Consider the following 22,866-nt stretch of genomic DNA (forward strand, 5'->3'; position numbering starts at 1 on the left):
AGATGTGACCAACCGCACCGGCCGGAGCCCTTAAATGGGCGGTGCGACCGGTGGCACACTGGATGGCGTCACCCAGACCCGGGGACCCGTATACGGGCCTCGAGGACGACGAAAGGGACGATGATGTCCGTATCCGATTCGGAAACTCCCGCTTACGGCGCTGCCTCCGCCGAGGTGAAGCCGAGGCGTAAGACCCGCGTCCATCATCTACAGCAGATGAAGGCGACGGGCGAACGCTGGTCCATGCTCACCGCCTACGACTACTCGACGGCGCGACTGTTCGAGGAAGCGGGCATCCCGGTGCTGCTGGTCGGCGATTCGGCGGCCAACGTGGTGTACGGCTACGACACGACCGTGCCGGTCACCGTCGACGAGCTGATCCCGCTCGTGCGCGGTGTGGTGCGGGGCGCACCACACGCACTCGTGGTCGCCGACCTGCCGTTCGGCACGTACGAGTCCTCGCCGCAGCAGGCCTTGGCCACCGCGACCCGTTTCATGAAAGAGGGTCAGGCACATGCGGTGAAGCTGGAGGGCGGTGAGCGGGTCGCCGAGCAGATCGCACTCATCACGGCCGCAGGCATTCCCGTCATGGGCCATATCGGCTTCACCCCGCAGAGCGTCAACACCCTCGGTGGTTTCCGGGTGCAGGGCCGCGGCGACGGCGCCGAACAGCTCATCGCCGACGCCATCGCCGTACAGGAGGCGGGCGCGTTCTCCGTGGTGATGGAGATGGTCCCGGCCGAACTGGCCGGGCAGGTCAGCCGCAAACTGACCATCCCCACCGTCGGTATCGGCGCCGGCGCCGACTGCGACGCCCAGGTGCTGGTCTGGCAGGACATGGCGGGCTACACCAGCGGCAAAACCGCCAAGTTCGTCAAGCGTTTCGCCAACACCGGCGACGACCTTCGCACCGCCGCCGCCACGTACGCCGACGAAGTCCGCCGCGGCACCTTCCCGGGTCCGGAACACAGCTTCTGATTCGGCGATAACCGATGCCCGTCCGGGTAGCGCGAGTCCCTCTCACGCTGCCCGGACGGCATCCTCCGAGCCACGACATCCGAGAGTTGGTTCGTCGACAAGCTCACCTCGAGGACGGGAACGCCGCGCGGCCGGCGCGCCGGAAAAATGGCAGACTCGGTGGCGACAATCTCGAGTCGAGCAGAGGTACTGATGCCGGAACGCCGTTGGATTTCCCGGAGCACGCTGGTGGTCGCGGGGGTGTGTGCTGCTGTCCTACTCACCGCGTGTGGAGGTGAATCCGGAACCGGATCGAGTGAGGCGGGCGGGTCGACGACCGCAGCGCCGACAAGCATTCCCGCAACAACTCCGGGCGGTGCGACCAAGCCGGTACCGGGCAAGCCGCTCGAGGTGTCCGATTCCGCGGCGACCGCACTGTGCGAGATGATCCGCCCCGAGCTGTCGAACTGGCGGGTGCAGGGTCCGACGCTCGGCCGCATCGGCCTGAACGCGATGGTGCACGACTGGGCATTGCGCAACGGCGCCATCAACGCTCAGGTGCTTGCCGACAAGCCGGTCATCGACCGGATCACGCTGAAAGCCTGTGCGGATGTCCGGCAGGAGGCGATCCAAGCGCTCGAGCTGCCGGACCTGGCGTCCGGCCTGGCGTTCTGATGCGCACCCTGTACCCGCCGATCGAGCCGCACCAGCAGGGCATGCTCGATGTGGGTGCGGGCCAATCGGTGTATTGGGAGGTCAGCGGCAACCCTGACGGCAAGCCCGTGGTGTTCCTGCACGGCGGCCCCGGCGGCGGGACCGCGCCGTTCCATCGGCAGTTCTTCGATCCGGCCGAATATCGGATCGTGCTGTTCGATCAGCGTGGGTGTGGCCGCTCCACCCCGCATATCGCCGATGTCGCGGACCTGTCGGTGAACACCACCGACCATCTGATCGCCGATATCGAGCAGCTGCGCGAAGCGCTCGGTATCGAACAGTGGCAGGTGTTCGGCGGATCGTGGGGTTCCACGCTCGCGCTGGCCTATGCGCAGCGGTACCCGCAGCGCGTCACCGAGCTGGTGTTGCGCGGCATCTTCCTGTTGCGCCGCAAGGAGATCGACTGGTATTACAACGGCGCGGCCGGCTACGTCTACCCGGACGAGTGGGAGAAGTTCCTCGCCCCGGTCCCGGAAGCCGAACGCGACGGCGATCTGGTCGAGGCCTATCACCGGCTGTTGCACTCCCCCGACGATGACGTCGCCACCGCCGCCGCGGTCGCCTGGTCGACCTGGGAGGGTGCGACGAGTTCGCTGCTGCCGCAACCGGATCGGGTCGCCGAAACCGGTGAGCCACGGTTCGCACTCGCCTTCGCCCGGATCGAGAATCACTATTTCCGGCACGGCGGATTCCTCGACGAGGGACAGTTGCTGCGCGATATCGACAAGATCACCGACATTCCCGCGGTCATCGTGCAGGGTCGCCACGACATCGTCTGCCCGGCCGTCAGCGCCTGGGAACTGCATCGGGCCTGGCCGGGTTCGGTGCTCCACATCGTCGACGATGCCGGGCACGCGGCCAATGAACCCGGGATCACCCACCGTCTCGTCGAAGCCACCGACGGGTTCGCGAAAGGACGCTAGCTCATGACGGCCACCGCCGCAGACGCGCTGATCGCGGCGCTGGGTGAGGATGTCGATCGGTTGCTGACCGCCGAACCCGAAGTACGTGCCGACGCATGGGATTCGGTGCATCAGATGCGGGTGGCGACGCGCAGGTTGCGCAGTGTGCTGAAGTCCTATCGGCGGTTGTTCCGGCGTGGGCCCGCCGCCGCCATGGGTGCCGAGCTGGCGTGGCTTGCCGATCTGCTCGGCGTTGCACGGGATGCGGAAGTGCGGGCGGAGCGGTTCGCCACGTTGCTGGATTCCGACCTGGTCGATGGGGCGGATCCGGCGGTGCTCGACGCGGTGACCCAGCGCCTCGTCGCCGCCGAACGCGCACGGTACGAATCCGCGCACGCCGAGGTGCTCACCGCGCTCGACGGCGACCGCTACCGTGCGCTGCGTGCTCGGCTGTCGCGCTGGCGTTCGGAGCCCCCGCTGCGCAAAGGCCGCGTCGACGGTCCTGCCGCCGCCGCCTTCACCACGGTGCTGCACCGCGATCGTGAACGTCTGGATCGGCTGATCCACAGCGAGGTCACCGCGACGCCCGGCCAGCAGATCGAGCTGCTGCACGATATCCGCAAGGGCGCCAAACGGTTACGGTATTCGTGCGATGCGGCCACAGCTGTTCTCGGCGAGCAGGCTCACGAGCTGGGCTCCCGGGCCAAGCGCTTGCAGACCGTGCTCGGTGATCACCGCGACGCCATCGAATCCCATGAAGCGATCCTCGCCCGCGCCGCCGAAGCCAAGGCCGCGGGCGAAGACACCACCTTGTACACAGCCCTCGCCGATGCGGAGGACCGGGCGGCGGGCGAGCATCTGGCCCGGTATCCGTCGACGGCCGCGGCGCTCTCACCCGCCTGACGATTCACGCCGGGGTCTTGTTCGCGATCTCGACGAGTTCGGACCGCTCGGGCGAATGGTCCGCGGGCGGATCTTCCACAGGCATCACGCGAACCACGAGTTCGTATTCGTCGCCTGGTTCGGCGACAGGTGTTGGATCACTCCGATTCGGATAGGTAGGTGAAGACGACTTTCCGAGTCACCGGGTCCGCGGATTCCAACCGCACCCGGACCGTCGCACCTTCGGGCGGCGAACCTTCGCACGGTCCGAGCAGCGGCGGGGCGGCGATGAAGATTTCGGCGGGGCGGTTGCCGTTGCCCTCGCGCACCACGACCGCATCGAATTCGGTGCCGATGCGCTGGGACAGCAGCGTCGCCTCGGTCAGATCGATACAGGCGCGTTCGATCTTGTTCGCCACGCCGTCGCTACGTTTCATCGTCTCGGCGGTGGCGCTCAGATCGTCCCGCACCCACTCCGGGACCGGAGTACCCGCGCAGTGTGCCAGGCAGATCTCGGTGGTGAACCGGTCAACCAGACGCCGCAGCGGCGCGGTGACGTGCGCGTACGGGGCGCCGATCGCGCTGTGCCGCAGGTTGTTCGACGCCGGGTCGGTGCCATCGAGGACGGTGTAGGCGGCGCCGCGCAACAGGCCGGTGGCCTCCGACATGAGCACCAGCGTGGCGGGTGTGCTCGGGTCGAGCCCCGCCAGCATCCGCCCCACCGGCTGATCGGCGGGCCAAGTGACGCCGAGGGCGGCGGCGGTGCGACGGATCGAGGCAATAGCCGAATCGGGCGGCGGCGGCATGGTGCGCAGCAGACCGATACGTTCGCCGGAGCCTTCGGCGCCTCCGTCGAGCATGATGCGGGCCGCACACATCCCGGCCAGCAGCGACACCTGCTCGTTCCAGTCGTCGACGTCGGTGCGCGGTTCCAGGACAAGGCGCCAATGCCCGTCGGCACCCTCATCGCGGATGACGCTCTGCGCGGGCAGCCGCAGTTCGATCGCGCCGCGTGCCAGCCCGGCCGCGATGCGCCGCGTGCCGAATTCCGGCAGGGCCGCGATCGCTGCGGGGAGGCGTCCGGCATCGGCGTCGGCCTGAACACCGGCGTAATCGAGACGCGCGCGGGAGCGCACCACAGCGCGCTCGACCGAATACCGCACCGGTTCCGCGTCGTGGTCGAGCTCGATGGTCCACAGCGCCGCGGGACGCGTCTGTTCGGGGAGCAGGCTGGCCGAGTTCTCCGACAGCACCGGCGGATGCAGCGGCACGGTGGCGTCGGGCAGGTAAAAGGTCTGACCCCGGGTACCTGCTTCGGCGGCGAGGGCGCCATCCGGGACCACGACGGCGCCGAGGTCGGCGATGGCGTAGTGCAGCAGGAAGCCGGTGTCGGTGCGTTCGAGATGGAGCGCCTGGTCGAGGTCGAGCGCTCCCGGCGGGTCGATGGTGACGAACGGGATATCGGTGCGGTCGACCCGAGCGCCCGCGAACGCGTCGACCGCGTCGCGGGCTTCCGCGGTGGCCTCGGCCGGATATGCCGAGGTCAGTCCGAATTCGGATCGAATGGCGCCGAAATCGACCGGCGCCGAGACGATCCGCTGGTGGAGTTCCACGCTGAGGATTCTTCCTCGCTACTTCAGCGCCAGCATGGTGCCGCTCAGCTGGTCGAACGGCCCGAAGACGGTGAAGACGACCCTACCCTCGGGATACTGCGACGACAGCGCCGCAGCTCCATCGAGGGAGTAGCCGAACGAGGCCGCCGACGGGTGCGGCAGGCCGGCGATGGTGCGCCCGAAACCGCTGTGGTGCACCCACCTGGTGTCGCCCGGGCTGAGGTCGACCTGAACCCCGCCCGGCAGCGGGGTCACCGCGACGGCACCGGCGGAACCGGCCCCGAGCGTGGCGAAAACCGATGCGGCCCCGGCGATCAACGCGCCGGCGACCAGAGAACGAACTACCCGCATATCAGTTGAGACCTGCTTCCCGAGAGTTTCAGTGTGAGGGCATGCACCGCAGCACCGCGACACATGTCGATCCAACGGCGACCACTCTATGACCTCCATCACGTTCTGGGCCAGTCCCGGACGAATCCGGCAGATATGACGCACGAACTCGGCAGCCGGCCGGCGCGGTCGCTGCTAGGGTGGCCGAGCGTAACCATCCCGCCTCACACAATCTTGGGAGTTCCGCACCTCATGTCCACTCTTGTGTACGACTACCTGCTGCCGCTGCTCGGTCCCGAACAGGCCGCCAACCTGGCGCGGATGCTGTTGATCGGCCCCGCCTGATCCAGCGGGTAGATCGCCTCCCGCCCATATCGCGGGAGGCGGTTTCGGTCGGGTGCCGCTAGCATCCGGCAACGTGATCAGAACTTCCGCCGCGATTGCGGCATCTGCCTGCGCCCTTGCCCTGTTCGTCGCCGGTTGTGAGGACGAGACCACCTCCAGCGTCTCCCAGACCACCGCCGCGACCTCGGCGTCGGCAACCGCGACCGCGTCCGGCTCCGAGACCAGCGATGCGGCTGCGCCGTCGACCGACGACAAGGGCGAGATGAGCCTGGATTCGGTGAAGGTCAGTTCCTTCGTCATCGGCTACAAGCAGGCCTTCCCGAGCTTGGCCGAGGGCCGCAGCGATGAGGAGATCGGCGAGATCTTCACCGAGACCTGCGAGGACATCCACGAGGGCAAGGCCGAGGACGAAATCCTGACCGAGGTCTCCAACCGCACCAAGAACGGCCGTGGCTCGGCGTCGCCGGAGGAGTCCAAGGCGATCTACGAGATGATCAAGGTGCTCTGCTGAGGCGCGACTGCGGCTGATACCGACGCGGCGGGGCCCTCATCGGGCACCGCCCCGCGCCGTATGGGCGGACGAGCCGGCGTATAAGCCGGATCCTGTCCCCGGTTCGCACCGGGTGGCGGCCATCCATCTGGACACACCGTCGCCGGGTGCCTCGAGCGGTCCACCCGCAGGCTCGGGCGAGCAGCCCTCGAACACCTGCGCAGTCGCACCGCACGCGATGCGACCTTCGACCTTGCTCCGGGCGGGGTTTACCGAGCCGCCCCGGTCACCCGGGGCGCTGGTGCGCTCTTACCGCACCGTTTCACCCTCACCACACGATCCCGAAGGATCGTGGGCGGTCTGTTTTCTGTGGCACTGTCCCGCGGGTCGCCCCGGGTTGCCGTTAGCAACCGCCCTGCTCTGTGGAGTCCGGACTTTCCTCGGCGGCGGGCAGCGGCACCGTAGTGCCCGTTCCCGTCGCCGCGGCCGCCCGACCGACTCGTCCGCCAGGACAGGATACTCGGTAAGTTAATCGACCATGGAACGTGTCGAGGTCAGCTTCCCGTCGGGGGGAGAGCAGTGCGCCGCCTGGCTCTACCGCCCGGACGGCGTGCCCAAACCGCGCCCGCTCGTGGTGATGGGACACGGCCTGGGGGCCAACAGAGAAATGGGTTTGGATCGGTACGCGCGACGGTTCGCGGCCGCGGGGATGGGGGTGCTGGTCTTCGATTACCGCCATTTCGGTGCCAGTGATGGCGCACCACGTCAGCTGATCCATATCGCCCGTCAGCGCGAGGACTGGCATGCCGCAATCGCCTACGGGCGCACCATCCGCGGATTCGACGCCACTCGGATCGCGTTGTGGGGCACCTCGTTCGGCGGTGGACACGTGCTGTCCATCGCACCCGACGACGCCTACATCGCGGCCGTGGTCGCCCAGGTGCCGTTCACCAGCGGATGGGCCGCGGCGAAGGCCAAGGGCCCGACCAGCCTGACCAAGGTCGCGACCATCGCCGCGACCGACCTGCTCATCGGCCCGATCCGGCGCAAGCCGGTGCCGGTACGGCTGGCCGGACGCAAGCGTTCCGCGGCACTCATGGCCGCGTCCGATGTGCCGGAGGGCTTCGGCAGGCTGGCCGAGGAAAGCGAGAGTTACCACCCGAAAGTGTCTGCCCGCGTCGCGTTCTCGGCACTGTTCGACGCACCGGGCCGCCGCGCCAAGTCGTTGAAGATGCCGGTCATGTACGCGCTGTGCGACAACGATTCGATCACCCCGGTCAAGAACGCGCTGCGCGCCGCCGAGCGCACCAAGCACGCCATCGTGAAGCGTTATGACGCAGGACATTTCGATATCTACTTCGACGACCTGTTCGAGCAGGCCGTGCACGACCAGACCGAATTCTTGGTCTCGGTCCTTCGCCCCTGAGCCGTCGCCACCGGAGGGCCGGTATCGTGGAGGTACCCGGCCGGCCCTTCCGGTGGCAGGCCATGTCGAAGGCTCCGATGCGCCGCGAAGCATCGTCGCTGTGAATCACATTGTTCTGACCTTTGGTACCGCGGGGAATCCCGGTGCCGCACTTGCGATCCGCGGGAAGGGACTTCCCTCCCGCCGATGAGCACCGCGCGGGTTCGGACCCGCCCGGAACTGCGTCGTCAGCGCCGTCAGCGCTCCCACGGCTGCTGGAACCATCTCATCGCCGCTCCCCTATGGCCCAAGCACGGCGTCAATCTTGGCACCATGCTGCGCACCTGCGATGCCGTCGGCGCCTGCCTGGCCGTCCCCCGCCGCCCCTGGGTCCCCGACGCGCTCGCCCAGGGGAACACGCTGCGCCACCGCCAATGCGTGCACTGGATCGATGGCCGAGTCGACCGCTGGCTCGACCGCCAACGCGCAGGCGGATCCGCCGTGATCGGTGTCGAACTCACCGACGAATCCATCCGCCTCGCCGACCTGCCCGTGGCGCGCAAGCGCACCGTAATCGTGCTGGGTCACGAAGCCGACGGAATCCCACCCGAAGGAATGGAGCGGCTGGACCTGACAGTGGAGATACCGATGGCGGGAACAGGGCACAGCCTGAACGTGGCGGTGGCGGGGTCGCTCGTGCTGTACAAGCTGGCGGGACTCTGCTGAGCGTGTTCACATTTCCGTAGGCTGGACCGGGTGGGAGTTGCGGATGTCGGCTGCGGGCCTGGTGCGGGCTGGGATTTCGCGGGTCCGTCGGCCGCCGTGCAGTCGGGTGCCGGAATCATCGGATACCGCGATGTGGGGGCCGCCGGGTTGGACTTGCGGGTTGCCGCGTCGACGGCGGTCGCCGTGGTGATCGAGTTCGGGGGCCACGACATGATTGTCGACGACATTGGTGGTCAGCAGTCTTTGGGCGGTTTCGTCGTGGGGCTTCCCATGGCGGCCATGCGTATTCGTAGCAGGCAGGCCGCGTGCGTGGAGGTTCGCATGTCGCCGATCCGGGCGCACTCCCTGCTGGGTATTGCCGCAACCGATCTGGGCCGTGGCGTTGTCCCATTGGAGCAGCTGTGGGGATCCGAGGTTCGGCGACTGCGAGAGCAACTCGCGGACGCCAGGACCTGGGAGGAACGGTTCGCACGGACGAAGTCGTTTCTGACACAGTGCGACAGGCCGATGCGGACGCCCGATCCCGAGGTGATCGCCGCCTGGCATCACATACTCGCCTCCGGTGGCCAGGTGAAGGTCGGCGAGCTCGCCGAATCCCTCGGATGGAGCCGTAAGCGGCTGTGGGCGAGGTTCGAATCCCAGATCGGTCTGACACCCAAGCGGGCGGCGATGCTGGTCCGATTCCGGCGCGCGGTCGTCGGTTTGCTGGCAGGCCTGCCCGCCGCCGACGTCGCCGCGGTGTGCGGCTACACCGATCAGGCTCACCTGTGCCGGGATGTGTCGATCTTCGCGGACCGCACACCGGGGACGCTGTATGAGGACGATCTGCCTGCCATCGCCCGGGATCGGTACCGGGCTTGGGGAACATTTTTCCAATCCCCGGGATGACCGATCGGTCGATAGTGGTGTTCACCTCGGGTGCGGTCGGCGAACCGAACGCGACTCGAGCCTCACCCCGATCGACGACGAGAGGACACGTGTCGTGACCGACACCCTCGGCCATACGAAGCGGCATACACGAAGTACTGGAGAGCAGTCAGGGTCGATGCGACTGCTGCTGGCTTGCGGTGTCATCGGTCCGCTGCTCAATATTGTTGTCATTCACGTGCTCGGGGCACTACGCCCTGACTACAACGCCTTGGTAGTCCCCGACAGCAACCTCGAACTGGGGCCGGGTGGGTGGATGCAGATCACCAACTACATCGTCACCGGAACCCTCCTGCTCGCTTTCGCCCTTGGGATGAGGGGGCTCATGCGTACCGGACGTGGCTCGACCTGGGGGCCTATCCTGCTCGGCATCTACGGCTTCACCTTCGTCGCCATCGGGCCTATCCTTCCCGACCCGTCGCTGGGGTACCCACCGGGAGTGCCGGAAGTGCTGACCATTCACGGCGCCATTCACAGTCTTCTCGGTCTGGTTCAGTTCGGTTCGCTGACTGCGGCTTGCTTCGTGCTGGCACGGCGCGATGAGGCGCTCGAAAGTCGCGGCTGGTACCGGTATTCGGTTGCCACCGGCCTGATGGTCCCCACCTCTTATATCGCCTTCGCTCTCATCGCCAAATTGGCAGAAGGAGGACCCGCAGGGCTGATCGAACGGATCGGGATCGTCGCCAGCGGTATCTGGATTGTTGTGTTGGCGATCCGCCTCATGCGTCGACCTGTTCCACGCGCGGCTGTCGGATGAACGGATCTGTCAGAAGTCAGGTTCCTCCTCGCCTTATGGCGCGGCGTCGACTTGGCGGCCTTCCGCCACGGTTGACAATCTGAATTTGCTCCATTCGTCCAAGCCGGTCGTCCGCAACGATGCGATCGTCGGATCCATGACGAAACAAGCAGTATCCGCAGATCTCGATACGTTTACGCGGCTCTGTCGCGACTGGGACGATGCGCTCGTCGCGAACGATGTGGAGCGGATTGCCGCCTTCGCTACGCGGGGGTGGATGTTCGTCTCGCAAGACGGGGTGATGGCCGGCAGTCGGTTCCTGGCGGCCGTTGCCGACGGGGTGGTACTGCACGACACGTTCCGCAGTGCGGTGCAGTCCGTGGTCGACCTCGGTGATGTCGCAGTCGTCGTCGCTCGGGTGGTCAACACCGGTGTGTATCAGGGCGAGCGGTTCGAGAACGACGAATGGGCCTCGGACGTTTTCGTGTACCGGGAGGGGCGCTGGCTCTGCGAGTTGACTCACCTCACGCCGGCGAGGGCCGCGCCGTGGCCGACACCGTAGTCGACGTCACCCCCACCCGGAACCGGCCGGATTGCCCGAGGTCCCGGGCAACCGCCGGCTGCTTCGGTCCCGATTGCCGGATCAGCTAAGGCCGTCGAGCGACGACGGCGAAGTTCAAGGGGATGCGGGGGAACCCGGGCTCCAACGCCCAACCTTCGGCGCACGGAACGAGACCAGGGAAGGCCGGCCAGTCCATGTACGGGAGTTCCTCGACGGCTTCGATTCGCAGACCTGCCTTCAGCAGCGCGGTGATGACTTCGCCGAGGTCGTGGCGCCATTCAGTGTTCGTGGTGTGGGCTATCCGGCCGTCCGAGTCCTCGGTGTAGGTGCCCGAATCCTCGTAGGTTCGAGCGCCACCACCACTGAGGTAGTCGTCGTTGACAGTCCAGGGTTCGAATTCCACGGCGCCGAGGAGGGGGTGGTCGTCGCGGATGAGGAAGACCCCGCCCGGTTCGAGGAGATCGTGAATGGACTGCGCCCACTCGGTGAGATCAGGGAGCCAGACGATGGTTCCGGCGCTGGTGACGATCGTGTCGAAGCGACGGTCGATCCGGGTGGAGGCGTATCGGGCGTCGCCTTCCACCCAGGTGATGTCGCGACCGTCGGCTGCTGCGATGCGGGTCGCGTGACGCAGCGAGTTCGGCGAGAGGTCGAGGCCGTGCACCTCGACCGCGCCGAGCCGCGCCCAGGACACCGTGTCGGTGCCTATATGGCATTGCAGGTGCAGCAGGGACCGGCCCTCGATACCGGAATCCGGCAAGTGCGGTGCCAGCACCGACAGGTCGTTGCGTACGACCTGGGAGATATCGGTGGGGTCGGCCAGAAAGGCTTCTACGTCGTACATCTCCGAGCGCGCGTGGACATCTGCTCGGTCGTCCCAGTTGGCGCGGTTGGCGGCGACGGCTTCTGCCTCGTGCACGGCCGGTCCTTTCGACGGTTCAGCCCCCACTGTTCGGCCCCCGGATCTTTGTAGTGGAGCCCGGATCCGGCCGCCACTGATTTTCCGCGCGACCGACCCCGGGCTCCAGATCGGTCAGGCCGGTGCCGGCTTGCCGAATTCGTCGATCAGCACGGCATATTCATCCCCGCCGTGCCCGGCGGCGATCGAGCGATCGGCCATCATCTTGATCAGCTTCGGCAGCTCGGCATTGATACCCGCCGCTTCACACTCCTCGATCAGGTGCGCCATCGTCCGCGCGTGGGTGTCCAGCGACGCCACCTCGGCATGGAAGGACCCGTTGTCGATCTGCTCCGCATGTCCGGGCAGCCATCCGGCCACACCGGTGGCGAGCTGCTGCGCGAACGGGGCGAATGTCGCGGCATCGACACCTGCCGTCCTGAGCAGGGCTGTGCCCTGAAGCCAGGCGTTCAGGACGCTCCACATCATGGCCAAACCGGCGACGTCGTACAAGGACGCCAGCCCATGGTCGGCACCGAGGTAGGACGCGGTGCCGAGCGCTTCGAATGTCGACTCGTGGGCATCGAAATCAGCCTGCGCCCCGCTGTGCAGGATCACCGCCTCGGCGGTTCCGATCGCCGGCGGGATGGCCATGATGGCGCCGTCGAGGTAGCGGGCGCCGCGCTGTTCGGCCCATCGGGCGGCTTCTCTGGCCTGGGCCGAGTCGCCTGAGGTCAGGTTGAGCAGAGTCGTCCCGTCCAGCTCGCTCGCGGCGAGCAGCTCGTACATCGCCTGATAGTCGGTGAGGCAGATGATCGTCGGTGAACCCGCCCGGAGCGCGTCGGCAACCGTTGGCGCCAGCTGTGCGCCCTCGGACACCAACCGATCAGCCTTCGCGGCTGTCCGGTTCCATACGGTTGTCGGGTGCCCGGCTTTCAGGAACGCGCCGGCGAGCGCCTGGCCCATCAGCCCGAGTCCGATGACTGTCACGGGCGCTTTGGTGTTGGTCATGGCAGCATCGTCAACGTTGATACCGGTGTGAAGGTCAAGTGAGGTTTCGATGCTGATCGGGGAACTGAGTCGCCGGACGGGCGTCAACGCCCACCAATTGCGCTACTACGAAGCCCAGGGCCTGCTCGAAGCAGACCGCAGCGCGAACGGCTACCGCGACTACGACGAGAATGCCGTGCTTCGGGTGCAGCAGATCCGGCACCTGCTCGACGCGGGCCTGTCCTCCGACGACATCGCCTATCTGCTGCCATGCGCCAGCGGAGCAGCACCCGAGCTACCCGGGTGCCCCGAAATGCTGGCCGCGATGCGGTCGCGGCTGCGCAGGCTGGACGAGCAGATGGACAAACTGGCTCGATCTCGTGGCGCCCTCGCCGACTACATCGCGGCAGCCGAAACCTCAGGCAGGGACAGCTATCCACCGTTCGACGGATCCGACCGGGTTCCCGCCTGAGCCATTGCCGCCCCCGCGAATGCCGACCCGGCGGCGGCGTTCACCGCACTCAGCGCACAGCGGCTCAGGCAGTCAGCGAGATCTCGCGCGCCCACCGCTGAGCCACACGTACTGCGGCCGGCGGAAGCTACCGGCGACGAGCCCGCAGCACGGTGTCTTCGAGGGTGGTCTCGATGCCGTGCGGACCGGCTGCCTGGCGGGAACGGTCCTCGGCGACTCGGACCTCCCATCGGGCGGGGTCCAGGTGGGCGGCAATGTCTGCTGCGGTGACATGGACCTGCGACGAATGGCTGTGCGTAGCGGACGAATGGCCGTGGGCGCTGCTGGACAGGTGGTCGGTCGGGTGGTGGCCGACGATGAGGAGGGTGCCGCCGGGGGCCACGGCGGTCGCGAGCCGGTCGAAAAGATCCTGCGGGGAGCCCGAGGTGTGCACGTAGTGTGTGCAGACCAGGTCGAAATGAGCTGCGGGAGGGATCCATTCGGTGAGGTCGGCCTGGTGCCAATCGATGCGCGCGGCGATCTCGGATACGGCGGCGTCGGCGCGGGCGCGGGCGTGCTGGAGGGCGGCCGTTGAGATGTCGACGGCCGTCACCTGCCAGCCGCGGGCAGCGAGCCAGAGGGCTTCGCCGCCCGCGCCGCAACCAGCGTCCAGCGCCGTCCCGGGAGACAGCTCGCCCACCTCCGCGACGAGGTGCGGGTTCGGCTCCCGTTCGGCGGCGTGGGCGCCGTGGTAGCGCGCTTCCCAGAACTCTTTACCGAACTCCTCGGTCATGGTGATCCTTTCGGTTGTCGCGGTGGTGGCAGGTCAGGTCAGTGTTCCTGCCGCAGCGCGGCGACAGCCTCTCGCGTTTCCTCGGCGACCAGGTCGGCATTGATCTGCGCGCCCGCCATGACTCCGGCGGCCGCGGCGGCGCCGACTTGCGCAGCCAGATCGGTGACGTTGCCCGCAGCCCACACACCCGCGACATCCGTTCGCCCGGTCTGATCGACGGGAATGTGCTCGCCGATGCCGGCGGCATGTTCGACCGGCTTCAATCCGAGGTCGGTCAGGAATCCCGCGCGCGCCACCATCCGCGATCCGACCGCCAGTGCGTCGCGGGCGATAACCGTGCCGTCGGCGAGACGAAGCCCGACCAGCCGGTCGTCCTCGACTTCCAGCGTCGCGACCTCACCGGACACCACGCGGATCCCGCGCGCCGCCAGTTCTTCGGCGACGTCACCGGCCGGCGGGGCCGAGGTGTGGGTGAAGAACGTGACGTCGTCGCTCAGCTGCCGGAACAGCATGGCCTGATGCACCGACATCGGACTGCTCGACAGCACGCCGATCGCCTGGTCACGCACCTCCCAGCCATGGCAGTACGGGCAGTGCAGCACATCGCGGCCCCAGCGTTCATGCAGGCCGGGGATGTCCGGCAGGACGTCGGTCAGACCGGATGCGAGCAGGATCCTGCGCGCCCGGGTCGACCGGCCGTCGGTCAGCGTGACCGCGAATCCGTCGCCGTCACGCACCGCGGTGCTCACCTCGCCGGTGACGACCTCTCCCCCGTAGCCACGAACCTCGGACCGGCCGCGCTCGAGCAGTTCGCCGGGCGGCATGCCCTCACGGCCGAGTAGTCCGTGCACACCCTCCGCAGGTGCATTGCGCGGCGCACCCGCATCGACCACGATTACCGAGCGTCGCGATCGCGCCAAGGTCAGCGCCCCGCTCAGTCCCGCGGCTCCGCCGCCGAGTACCACCACGTCATAGCTGCTTTTCAGCTCATCGGTCACGTTGACCACCTCCGCAGACGATGATGCGGACGCCATTCGATCCTGGCAAGAAAATTTGCCAATACCGCAAACTGCCCGTGAGCAGGTGCCTGGGACGAACCGGACGAATGTGCCCACTTGGCCAGGTCAGCACCACCAAGCTGCCGCGACGCGCGGTGCGGCACCGGGTGTTAGATGGCAACGAAGACATCGCCTCGAGGAAGGACGTCCATTCATGGCCGAGAGGGTCGCAGTAGTTTCTGGTGCCGCGCGAGGAATCGGCGCGGCGATCGCCACACGTTTGGCCGCCGACGGCATGAAGGTGGGCGTGCTCGATCTGGACGAGGCCGCCTGCGCCGGCACGGTCGCCGCGATCACCGAGGCCGGCGGGCAGGCCGTGGCGTTGGGCGCCGACGTCAGCGATGAGGCGTCGGTGGCGGCGGCGATCGAGAAGCTCGAAGGTGCGCTCGGTGCGCCGACGGTGGTCGTCAACAATGCCGGCATCCTGCGCGACAATCTGCTGTTCAAGATGAGCGTCGATGATTGGGACGCCGTCATGAACGTGCACCTGCGCGGCGCGTTCCTGCTGACCAAGGCGGTGCAGAAGCACATGGTCGAGCAGAAGTACGGCCGCATCGTCAACATGTCGAGCACCTCGGCGCTCGGCAACCGCGGCCAGGCCAACTACGCCGCCGCGAAGGCGGGCATGCAGGGCTTCACCAAGACCCTGGCGTTCGAACTCGGCAAGTTCGGTGTCACCGCGAACGCGATCGCGCCGGGTTTCATCGTCACCGATATGACCGCTGCCACCGCCGCGCGGGTCGGCGCCTCGTTCGAGGATTTCCAGACCGCGGCCGCCGCCCAGATCCCTGTCGCCCGCGTCGGCTACCCCGAAGACATCGCCCACACGGCCTCCTTCCTGGCCAGCGAGGGCGCGGGCTTCGTCTCCGGGCAGGTCATCTACGTCGCCGGCGGACCGAAGGACTGATCAATCCCCTTGCGGGTGTGTGGCATCCGGCGCACGACACAAGGGAACCCGCGAATCGCCGGGTTCCCTTGTGCGCGAATATATGCCGATCAGCTACCTGCGGCGCTGGCCGACATGGTGGACAGGTAGCACAGCAGGCCGGCCGAGGGATCGAGGCAGGCCTTGCCGACGGTGTCGGACAGCTCGGGAGCGGCCGGTGCGGCCGGCTCCAGCGGGATGGCCGAGGCGGGGACAGCCGCGGCCAGCGGGGCGATCAGCACAACGCCGGCGATAAGGCCGACACGCACACGGTTACGCATGGATTGTCCTTTCCGGATGACGATGAGGTCTCGCCGTAGGGAGGAACGGTATTCGGATGCGCAGACGCCGGACAGACCCATGTAGGTGTGCCCCTAGAAGCGGGGGCGGTAGCGAAATAGATTGTAGTAGTCCAGATTTCAACTCGACCTGATCATTCCGACCGGTGCCATAGGGCCGCCGAACAGCACCGATGTGGTAGGCGGCGCCGATGCCGTGGACCGTGCGGCCGCACACTACGTCCGCCCGAATCGCGCCACGGCCGACAGAATGGCGTCACGCATCGCGGGACTGCCGGTATGCCCGGAATCCGGGATAACAAGCAGTTGTGCGTCCGGCCAGGCTCGGGCCAGTTCCCATGCCGTGCGCAGCGGGGCGCTCAGGTCCAGCTTGCCGTGAATGAGCACGCCAGGAATCCCGGCGAGCCGATGGGCGTCACGCAGGAGCTGCCCGTCCGGAAGCCAGGCGGCGTGGGCGAAATAGTGTGCGCAGATCCGCGTCATCGCCAACATCGCTTGCTCCGACTTGGCGCTGTACTGCCCAGGTGAACCGACACTTTCATGCGCGATGACGGCGTCTTCCCACGCACACCATCGGCGCGCCGCCGCCATCCGGACCTCCGGGGCAGGGTGATCGAACAAGCGGCTGTACGCGGCCACCAGATCACCGTCGCGCTCGGCGGGGGGAACACCCTCGCGGAACTCTTCCCACTCCACGGGTAGCAGTTGCCGCACACCCCGGTAGAGCCACGCGACCTCCGAAGGCCGCGTCATGGTGACGCCGACCAGCACGATCTCCGAGACCCGCTCGGGATACCGCTGAGCGTAGGCGAGGATCAGAGTCGCACCCCACGAACCGCCGTACAACATCCATCGCTCGAGGCCAAGGTGCACCCGCAGCCGCTCCATATCCGCGATCAGATGCTCGGTGGTGTTCTGCGCCAGACTCACCTGCGGATCGGCCGCGTTCGGCACGCTCTCCCCGCATCCGCGCTGATCGAAGAGCACGATGCGGTAGACCCGCGGATCGAAGGTTTTGCGTGCGCCGCGTGTACCTCCCGATCCCGGCCCGCCGTGCACGACCAGCGCGGGCTTGCCCATGGGGTTCCCTGAGGCCTCCCAGTAGATCCGGTTGCCGTCGCCAACGTCGAGTAGTCCGGAGGCGTAAGGCTCGATGTCGGGGAAAGGCTGAACCTGCGTCGGCGGAGAGTCCACGAATCGGACGCTAACACGGTATTTCCGCCCGCTCACCGGGTCGCGGCTACGCCGGCAGGTTCCATACCGATCACCGCCCACGGCTGATTACTGGTGCGCGCATACCTGCCGGGGCCGGCGGCATCCTCACTGTCCGGCGTGAGGTCGCACTCCTGCCTCGCCCCGAATCACGCACAGCCGCGCCAAGCCGTGTGTGAGGACAGCGTCACTGCGGGGCAACTGCGGTGCAAATGCCGGGAAATCGAAGTCGGTGAGGATGGCCTCCATGATGTGGCTGAGCTCAGGTCGGAGAATGACCGGCGGATGTGCGGGCGGCGTGCGGTGAACCGGCCACGAGGCAGGCGATGAGCGCGGCGACCGCTCGAGCGACGGTGGCGGGGCACGGCGGGTTCGGCTGCGGCACCGGTGACGTCCCCGCTCGTACGGTCGACGAGGCACGGATCCTGCTGCGGGAGCGGCTGGATCCGATCGCGAGCATCGAGCGTCCGTCGACCGAAGCCAACGGTGCGACGCTGGCGGGACCCCTCACCACCGCCACAGCTCTGCCGCGCGTCGATACCGCCGCCATGGACGGGTACGCCGTCTGCGGTTCAGGGCCGTGGGTACTGCGTGACGACACCCGGGTCGCTGGCACCCACGGTGGTCGGCCGCTCGAACAAGGACAGGCCGTGCGAATCGCTACGGGAGCGCCGACACCGTCCGGCTCGACTGCCGTCGTTCGTGACGAATTCATCTCGGCCAGCACACTTTCCGGCGAAACCCTGCTGATCCGCAACCCTGATGCCCCGCTGCGTGACGACACAAGGCCGCGCGGCGAGAACTGGTATCCGGGGACGTTGCTCGCGGCGGCGGGGACGCGGGTGTCGGGGGCGGTGGTGTCGGCGGCGTCGAGTGCGGAGGTGCATTCGCTGGCGGTGCGGGGCCCCTTACGTGCGGATGTGCTGATCACCGGTTCCGAGATCCGCGCGCAAGGTCCGCTGGCGCCGGGGCAGACACGCGATTCGATCGGTCCGGTGCTTCCCGGCTACCTGCGGGCCTGCGATATCGAAACCACCCATGTCTGGCGGCTCGACGACTGTCGTGAGCTGCTCGGCTCCTGGTTCGCGCTGCGTTCGGACGCCGAAGTCGTCGTCGTTGTCGGCGCCACCGGTCGCGGCGCCGCCGATCATCTGCGGTCGCTGCTCGGCGAGGTCGGCGCGGAGATCCTGATCGACGGCGTCACCATCCGTCCGGGCGGCTCACAGCTGGTCGCGCGCCTCCCCGACGGCCGAGTGCTGCTCGCGCTCCCCGGTAACCCGTTCGCCGCAATCGCCGCCCTCCTGCTCACCGGTCCCGCGATCGTCGACGCCCTCACCGCCCGTACCCCCACCGCACCACTACGCGGCCGCATCGCCGATTCGGCCGGCACCAGCGACACCCGCACCCGCATCATCCCGGTGTGCCAGCAGCCGGGCGGTGTCTGGCATACTACAGGACCGGTACACACCCCACACCTCGCGGGCCTCATCTCCGCCCAGGCACTGGCCCTGCTCCCACCTCGGTCCGGCCGAGGGGCGTTGGTCGAACTCGTTCCCATACCCCACTGACCCCCGACACCCACAGGGCAACGGCGACGAACACGATCTGCTCGGGAATCCGGAACCATAGCGGGGTGGCGGGATCGCCGTTCAACGGAATATCCGCCACGGCCGCATGAACGTTCGCCGGGAACATCAGCACGAATAGTGCGGCGAGGCCGAGTCCGGCATACCTCCTGGTGCGGGTCACGACCAGACCGGCGGCGCCGAGTAGTTCCAGCACACCGGTCAGGTAGACCGTGGCGGCGGGGAAGGGAACGAGTTCCGGAACCATGGCCGCCAGATCGTCATGGCTCGGCATTGCCTCGATCGAGTCGGGGATGAAGTGGGCGATGCCGGTGGAGACGAGCATCACCGCGAGTCCGTGTGCGAAAGACACTCGCCAGGTGGCGAATCGGCTGACGCCGAGTGCACCCAGTGCGCGGAAGCTCAGGGTGGGAACGATCAACAAGAGTGGAGTGGTGAACATGGTGCACTTCCGATTCGGGGAATCACTGTGTGGTGAGAGGGATTGCGAAGGCCGCGGAGATCATGGCCGTGCCGTGGAGATCTCCCAGAACTCGGCGTAGCGACCGCCTCGGCTCAGCAGGTCGTCGTGGGTGCCTTCTTCCACGATCCGACCGTTGTCGAGGAAGACGACCTTGTCGGCGTTCTGCACGGTGTGCATGCGGTGGGCCACCATCACGACTGTGCGGCCGGCCATCAGCCGTTCGATGCCCTGGTGGACGGCGGCTTCGTTGATCGGGTCAAGGGCGGAGGTGACCTCGTCGAGCAGAACGACGGGCGCGTTCTTCAGCAGGGCGCGGGCGATGGAGACGCGTTGACGTTCGCCGCCCGACAGCAGTGCGCCGCCTTCGCCGACGTCGGCGCTCCAGCCACCGGGCAGTCGTTCGATTACCTCGTCCAAGCGCGCTGCCGTTGCTGCAGCACGGATTTCGGCGTCGGTGGCGTCTAGGCGGCCGAGGCGAATGTTGTCCTCGATGGTGCCGTCGAAGAGATAGACGTCCTGGAAGACGATGGCGACCTGCGCCATCAAGGTGCCGGTGCCGATGTCGCGCACATCGACACCGCCCACACGCACCGAGCCTGTGTTCACATCGTGAAACCTCGCGACGAGTTGCAGCACCGTGCTCTTGCCCGCCCCGGAAGGACCAACGATCGCCACCCGCCGGCCGTGCGGCACTGTCAGCCGGAGATCGTCGATCACCGTGCGGTCGCCATGACCGAAGGTGACGGCGTCGAACTCCAGGGCATGACTCAGCGGCTGGGTCGGTTCGCCGGGTTCCGGCAACGGCGCGATGCGCAGGAGGGTGTCGAGTCGCATCAGTTGGGCACGAGCGCTGCGGAGTTTGCCGCCGATATCGGCAAGCGACAGCACGGGTTCGGCACACCGAGCCGCGAGCACCAGAATGGCCAGCACCTCGGCTGCGCCGATGCTCCCACCCAGCGCGAGGTAGGCGCCGAGGGCGAGCAGCACCGTGAACATCGCCTGCACAGCAAGCGTGAGTCCGACAATGCCGGGCAGGGCCGACAGCGCGGACCGGCGGGCCGCATGCTGGAGGCCGCGCAGTGAGTCGTCCAGCAGGCCGAAGCGTTCGGTGGTTCGGCCTCCTGCGCGCAGCACCGGCTGGGCTTGCAGGTATTCGATGACTCGCCCGGCGGCACTCTGGTCGCGTTCGTGACGTTCCGCGTCGGCGTCGGCCATCGCGCGTCCGGTCCAGGACTGGATCGCAGCGACGAGCGGGACGGCGAACAGGGCGGCCAGCCCCAGCTTCCAGTTGAACGCCACCATGACGACGACGATGGTCAGTGGGGTCACCGCGGCACCGATGAACGGAGCGAGCAGGTGCGCGATGATACCCATCGCTTCCAGCACTCCTCGGCTGGCGAGTACCGATACTTCGCCGACTCGGTCGGGGCCGTACCAACCGATGGGCAGCCGGGCGAGGTGGTCACCGAGCCGGTGGTAGGTGCCGTGCAACAAGGTGGTCCCGGCGCGGAAACCGGCCAGATCGCTGACGTAGCGCAACCCCGCGTAGACGGCGACCGCGGCCCCGAACGCGATCAGCCACGACCAGGCGTCGTCGGGATCGCTGCCGAACAACTCCCGGAGCACAGGGACCAGCAGAGCGTAGGACAGACCCTCCAGGACGGCCGTGGTGGTCATCAGAGCCACGGTGCGACGCACCGGCCCGGCGTACTGATGGCCCAGTACGCGCAACAGGATTCGGATCATGACAGTACCTCTCCTAGATGGGACTGCCAGAACGCGGCGAACCTGCCGTCGCCCGCCAGCAGCTGCGCGGGTGCGCCGCGCTCCACGATCACCCCGTCTTCCAGCACGACGACGATGTCGGCATCGGCAATGGTGTCGAGTCGGTGGGCGATGACCAGGATCGTCCGGTCGCCCTTCATGCCCGCCAGGGCGTGGCGCACGGCCTGATCGGTCTGCGGGTCCGCGAAGGCGGTCGCCTCGTCGAGGACCAGCACGGGAGTGTCGGCCAGCAACGCACGGGCGAGCGAAAGACGTTGCGCTTCACCGCCCGATAGCCCGGCCTCAGCGCCGAGAACGGTGTCGTATCCGTGCGGCAGCTCCAGGATCCGGTGGTGGATGCCTGCGAGCCGGGCCGCGTGGACCACCTGCTCGCGGTCGGCGTGCGGGACGGCGAGCGCGATGTTGTCGGCGACGGAGGCGCGCAGCAGTCGCACATCCTGGAAGACGAACGACACCGCACGGTAGAGCTCGCGACTGCCGATGTCGCGCACGTCGACCCCGCCGAGGGTGATGGCACCGTGCGTCGGGTCGAAGAACCGCGGAAGGAGCTGGACAAGTGTGGATTTGCCGCTCCCGGACGGTCCGACGAGCGCGGTGACCGTGCCCGGCTCCAGCACTAGGTCGATCCCGCGCAGTACCTCCCGGCCCGCGCTGTAACCGAAACGGACGTCGCGCAACTCCACTCGGTGCCCGTTCGGCGCGACCGGGTGAGCGGGTTCGGGCAGCGGCTCGACGTTCAGCACCTCCCGGATCCGGCCGAGTGCGCGACCTGCGGCCTGCATATCGTCGAAACCGTGGCCGAGCGCCGCGACAGGCGCGGTCAACCCCAGCCCGAGCAGCAGGAACGGCAGCAAATCGACAGGGGCGAGCCCACCGCCGGTGATCAGCACCGTGCCGCCGACGAGCACGACCAGCAGCACGAACGGCGGCGACAATGCCAGCTGCATTCCCGCCGCGATCGGAGAAAGGCCCCGCGCCCAGCGCAAAAAGGTGTCGGCGAAATCGTTCACCGCCGTCCGGAACCTGCTGTGGGCGCGGTCGCCGCCGCCGTATGCCTTGACCACCGCGATGCCCTGCACGAATTCCACTACCGCATCAGCGATCCGGCCCATCGCCGCATCGAAGTCGCTCTGCTCGCGCTGCCTGGCCGGGGTCATCATCAACGGGACCAGCACCACCGCAAGGAGCACCGGGATCAGCGTGATCAATGTCAGCCGCCAGTCGACGGTGAGCAGGTAGACCAACGACACCAGCGGCACGACGAAGGCCGACACCAGCTCCCCCGGCGCGTGGGCGATGAACGGGTGCACCGCGCTCACGTCCTCGCCGACCACCTTGGCCAGCTCGCCCGTGCGGCGCCGGGAGAACCAGCCGATCGGCACCCGCCCCAGATGGGCGGCCAGCTGTCGACGCAACGACAGCTGCACCCGCCCATCGAGCAGATGGCCGAGCCCGGACGAACCGGCCGTGAACAGCAGCCGGAACAGCATGCCGACCGCCCCCACAACCACCACGAACCAGACGTGACCGTGGTCGATCGGGCCGGGCCCGAGAAGTGCGCGCCCCAGCTCGACTACCGCCAACAACGGCGCCAAACCTGCCACGGCGCCGATGACCTGGAGGACGACAACGGCGGCGAAACCACCGATGTGCGGGCGTAGCAGCGCGGCGAATGTCTGCCCCCCGGTGTGGCCGGTTTCTGGTGGTCGATCAGATGTCTGTCGTGCCTCGGCAAGACCGGTGTTGGTCATCGCTCTCCCGTCCTGGATCGCTCATCTCGGCGTCTGGCCGCCGAGCCCGCGGGGCGAAGTGCCGGA

General features: G+C 67.6%; 24 protein-coding genes, 1 other RNA gene and 1 pseudogene. 13 read left to right on the forward strand and 13 right to left on the reverse strand.

Features of this window, described 5'->3' with window-relative positions; genetic code table 11:
• Nucleotides 1-123: 123 nt before the first annotated feature.
• The 4 genes from panB to GV792_RS15905 all read left to right on the forward strand — a co-directional run bounded on the left by panB (nucleotide 124) and on the right by GV792_RS15905 (nucleotide 3,476).
• Entirely contained in the window at nucleotides 124-978 is an 855-nt protein-coding gene (gene panB, locus GV792_RS15890; RefSeq protein WP_163825007.1) for a 3-methyl-2-oxobutanoate hydroxymethyltransferase, read from the forward strand.
• Nucleotides 979-1,170: 192 nt separating this feature from the next.
• Nucleotides 1,171-1,632 (forward strand): hypothetical protein, encoded by a 462-nt coding sequence (locus tag GV792_RS15895; protein WP_175584418.1) that lies wholly within the window; start codon nucleotides 1,171-1,173, stop codon nucleotides 1,630-1,632.
• Complete coding sequence (gene pip / locus GV792_RS15900; RefSeq protein WP_163824893.1) at nucleotides 1,632-2,594, forward strand: prolyl aminopeptidase; 963 nt, start codon at nucleotides 1,632-1,634, stop codon at nucleotides 2,592-2,594. Before GV792_RS15895 ends, pip (GV792_RS15900) begins: the two co-directional genes overlap by 1 nt.
• Nucleotides 2,595-2,597: 3 nt before the next feature.
• Nucleotides 2,598-3,476: a CHAD domain-containing protein gene (locus GV792_RS15905; protein ID WP_163824894.1), complete on the forward strand. Its 879-nt coding sequence runs from the start codon at nucleotides 2,598-2,600 to the stop codon at nucleotides 3,474-3,476.
• A 4-nt stretch (nucleotides 3,477-3,480) separates the two neighbouring features.
• On the opposite strand, the pseudogene GV792_RS30350 reads toward GV792_RS15905, so the two are convergent.
• The 3 genes and pseudogenes from GV792_RS30350 to GV792_RS15915 form a co-directional block, all read right to left on the reverse strand.
• Nucleotides 3,481-3,585: pseudogene (locus GV792_RS30350) on the reverse strand (hypothetical protein); the annotation flags it as partial.
• Between the two features lie 28 nt (nucleotides 3,586-3,613).
• On the reverse strand, nucleotides 3,614-5,068 hold the full coding sequence (locus tag GV792_RS15910) for an RNB domain-containing ribonuclease (RefSeq protein WP_163824895.1): 1,455 nt from the start codon (nucleotides 5,066-5,068) through the stop codon (nucleotides 3,614-3,616).
• A gap of 18 nt (nucleotides 5,069-5,086) precedes the next feature.
• On the reverse strand, nucleotides 5,087-5,419 hold the full coding sequence (locus GV792_RS15915) for a hypothetical protein (protein ID WP_163824896.1): 333 nt from the start codon (nucleotides 5,417-5,419) through the stop codon (nucleotides 5,087-5,089).
• A gap of 397 nt (nucleotides 5,420-5,816) precedes the next feature.
• On the opposite strand from GV792_RS15915, the gene GV792_RS15920 reads away from it, so the two are divergent.
• On the forward strand, nucleotides 5,817-6,254 hold the full coding sequence (locus GV792_RS15920) for a hypothetical protein (RefSeq protein ID WP_163824897.1): 438 nt from the start codon (nucleotides 5,817-5,819) through the stop codon (nucleotides 6,252-6,254).
• A 65-nt stretch (nucleotides 6,255-6,319) separates the two neighbouring features.
• Here the strand turns inward: GV792_RS15920 and rnpB are convergent.
• An RNA gene (gene rnpB / locus GV792_RS15925) (RNase P RNA component class A) lies at nucleotides 6,320-6,735 on the reverse strand.
• Nucleotides 6,736-6,771: 36 nt separating this feature from the next.
• Between rnpB and GV792_RS15930 the strand changes: the two genes are divergently transcribed.
• From GV792_RS15930 to GV792_RS15950, 5 genes are all read left to right on the forward strand, one after another.
• The gene (locus tag GV792_RS15930; protein WP_163824898.1) at nucleotides 6,772-7,659 is read left to right on the forward strand and encodes an alpha/beta hydrolase; all 888 of its coding nucleotides are present in this window, start codon (nucleotides 6,772-6,774) and stop codon (nucleotides 7,657-7,659) included.
• Nucleotides 7,660-7,845: 186 nt separating this feature from the next.
• Entirely contained in the window at nucleotides 7,846-8,364 is a 519-nt protein-coding gene (locus GV792_RS15935; protein WP_163824899.1) for a TrmH family RNA methyltransferase, read from the forward strand.
• Nucleotides 8,365-8,394: 30 nt separating this feature from the next.
• Complete coding sequence (locus GV792_RS15940) at nucleotides 8,395-9,252, forward strand: helix-turn-helix domain-containing protein (protein WP_309138571.1); 858 nt, start codon at nucleotides 8,395-8,397, stop codon at nucleotides 9,250-9,252.
• Between the two features lie 94 nt (nucleotides 9,253-9,346).
• Nucleotides 9,347-10,048: a DUF998 domain-containing protein gene (locus tag GV792_RS15945; RefSeq protein ID WP_163824900.1), complete on the forward strand. Its 702-nt coding sequence runs from the start codon at nucleotides 9,347-9,349 to the stop codon at nucleotides 10,046-10,048.
• A 136-nt stretch (nucleotides 10,049-10,184) separates the two neighbouring features.
• The gene (locus tag GV792_RS15950; RefSeq protein WP_163824901.1) at nucleotides 10,185-10,589 is read left to right on the forward strand and encodes a nuclear transport factor 2 family protein; all 405 of its coding nucleotides are present in this window, start codon (nucleotides 10,185-10,187) and stop codon (nucleotides 10,587-10,589) included.
• A gap of 85 nt (nucleotides 10,590-10,674) precedes the next feature.
• Here the strand turns inward: GV792_RS15950 and GV792_RS15955 are convergent, their stop codons facing one another.
• Both GV792_RS15955 and GV792_RS15960 read right to left on the reverse strand, forming a co-directional pair.
• Nucleotides 10,675-11,508 carry a class I SAM-dependent methyltransferase gene (locus GV792_RS15955; RefSeq protein WP_163824902.1) on the reverse strand — a complete coding sequence of 278 codons (834 nt, stop codon included), beginning with the start codon at nucleotides 11,506-11,508 and terminating at the stop codon, nucleotides 10,675-10,677.
• Nucleotides 11,509-11,622: 114 nt separating this feature from the next.
• Complete coding sequence (locus GV792_RS15960) at nucleotides 11,623-12,498, reverse strand: NAD(P)-dependent oxidoreductase (RefSeq protein ID WP_163824903.1); 876 nt, start codon at nucleotides 12,496-12,498, stop codon at nucleotides 11,623-11,625.
• Nucleotides 12,499-12,547: 49 nt separating this feature from the next.
• On the opposite strand from GV792_RS15960, the gene GV792_RS15965 reads away from it, so the two are divergent.
• The gene (locus GV792_RS15965; RefSeq protein ID WP_163824904.1) at nucleotides 12,548-12,949 is read left to right on the forward strand and encodes a MerR family transcriptional regulator; all 402 of its coding nucleotides are present in this window, start codon (nucleotides 12,548-12,550) and stop codon (nucleotides 12,947-12,949) included.
• A 127-nt stretch (nucleotides 12,950-13,076) separates the two neighbouring features.
• Here GV792_RS15965 and GV792_RS15970 read toward each other — a convergent pair whose 3' ends face one another.
• Both GV792_RS15970 and GV792_RS15975 read right to left on the reverse strand, forming a co-directional pair.
• Nucleotides 13,077-13,721 carry a class I SAM-dependent methyltransferase gene (locus GV792_RS15970; RefSeq protein ID WP_163824905.1) on the reverse strand — a complete coding sequence of 215 codons (645 nt, stop codon included), beginning with the start codon at nucleotides 13,719-13,721 and terminating at the stop codon, nucleotides 13,077-13,079.
• A 38-nt stretch (nucleotides 13,722-13,759) separates the two neighbouring features.
• A complete protein-coding gene (locus GV792_RS15975) occupies nucleotides 13,760-14,755 on the reverse strand; it encodes an NAD(P)/FAD-dependent oxidoreductase (RefSeq protein WP_175584419.1) in 996 nt (331 codons plus the stop codon).
• Nucleotides 14,756-14,933: 178 nt separating this feature from the next.
• Here GV792_RS15975 and fabG point away from each other — a divergent pair, with 178 nt between their 5' ends.
• Nucleotides 14,934-15,686: a 3-oxoacyl-ACP reductase FabG gene (gene fabG / locus GV792_RS15980; RefSeq protein WP_163824907.1), complete on the forward strand. Its 753-nt coding sequence runs from the start codon at nucleotides 14,934-14,936 to the stop codon at nucleotides 15,684-15,686.
• Nucleotides 15,687-15,775: 89 nt separating this feature from the next.
• Here the strand turns inward: fabG and GV792_RS15985 are convergent, their stop codons facing one another.
• Together GV792_RS15985 and pip (GV792_RS15990) are read right to left on the reverse strand one after the other, a co-directional pair.
• Nucleotides 15,776-15,985 carry a hypothetical protein gene (locus tag GV792_RS15985; RefSeq protein WP_163824908.1) on the reverse strand — a complete coding sequence of 70 codons (210 nt, stop codon included), beginning with the start codon at nucleotides 15,983-15,985 and terminating at the stop codon, nucleotides 15,776-15,778.
• A gap of 234 nt (nucleotides 15,986-16,219) precedes the next feature.
• On the reverse strand, nucleotides 16,220-17,197 hold the full coding sequence (gene pip / locus GV792_RS15990; RefSeq protein ID WP_163824909.1) for a prolyl aminopeptidase: 978 nt from the start codon (nucleotides 17,195-17,197) through the stop codon (nucleotides 16,220-16,222).
• A gap of 344 nt (nucleotides 17,198-17,541) precedes the next feature.
• On the opposite strand from pip (GV792_RS15990), the gene GV792_RS15995 reads away from it, so the two are divergent.
• Nucleotides 17,542-18,783 carry a molybdopterin molybdotransferase MoeA gene (locus GV792_RS15995; protein ID WP_163824910.1) on the forward strand — a complete coding sequence of 414 codons (1,242 nt, stop codon included), beginning with the start codon at nucleotides 17,542-17,544 and terminating at the stop codon, nucleotides 18,781-18,783.
• On the opposite strand, the gene GV792_RS16000 is transcribed toward GV792_RS15995, so the two are convergent.
• Genes GV792_RS16000 through GV792_RS16010 form a run of 3 tightly spaced genes read right to left on the reverse strand, consistent with a single transcriptional unit; the run spans nucleotide 18,701 to nucleotide 22,800 of the window.
• Entirely contained in the window at nucleotides 18,701-19,243 is a 543-nt protein-coding gene (locus tag GV792_RS16000) for a DoxX family protein (RefSeq protein WP_163824911.1), read from the reverse strand. The two genes, GV792_RS15995 and GV792_RS16000, sit on opposite strands and share 83 nt — an antisense overlap.
• A 60-nt stretch (nucleotides 19,244-19,303) precedes the next feature.
• On the reverse strand, nucleotides 19,304-21,010 hold the full coding sequence (locus GV792_RS16005) for an ABC transporter ATP-binding protein (protein ID WP_163824912.1): 1,707 nt from the start codon (nucleotides 21,008-21,010) through the stop codon (nucleotides 19,304-19,306).
• Complete coding sequence (locus GV792_RS16010; RefSeq protein ID WP_163824913.1) at nucleotides 21,007-22,800, reverse strand: ABC transporter ATP-binding protein; 1,794 nt, start codon at nucleotides 22,798-22,800, stop codon at nucleotides 21,007-21,009. Before GV792_RS16010 ends, GV792_RS16005 begins: the two co-directional genes overlap by 4 nt.
• Nucleotides 22,801-22,866: the final 66 nt, after the last annotated feature.

This window comes from Nocardia cyriacigeorgica (assembly GCF_010868145.1).
GTDB lineage: Bacteria > Actinomycetota > Actinomycetes > Mycobacteriales > Mycobacteriaceae > Nocardia > Nocardia cyriacigeorgica_D.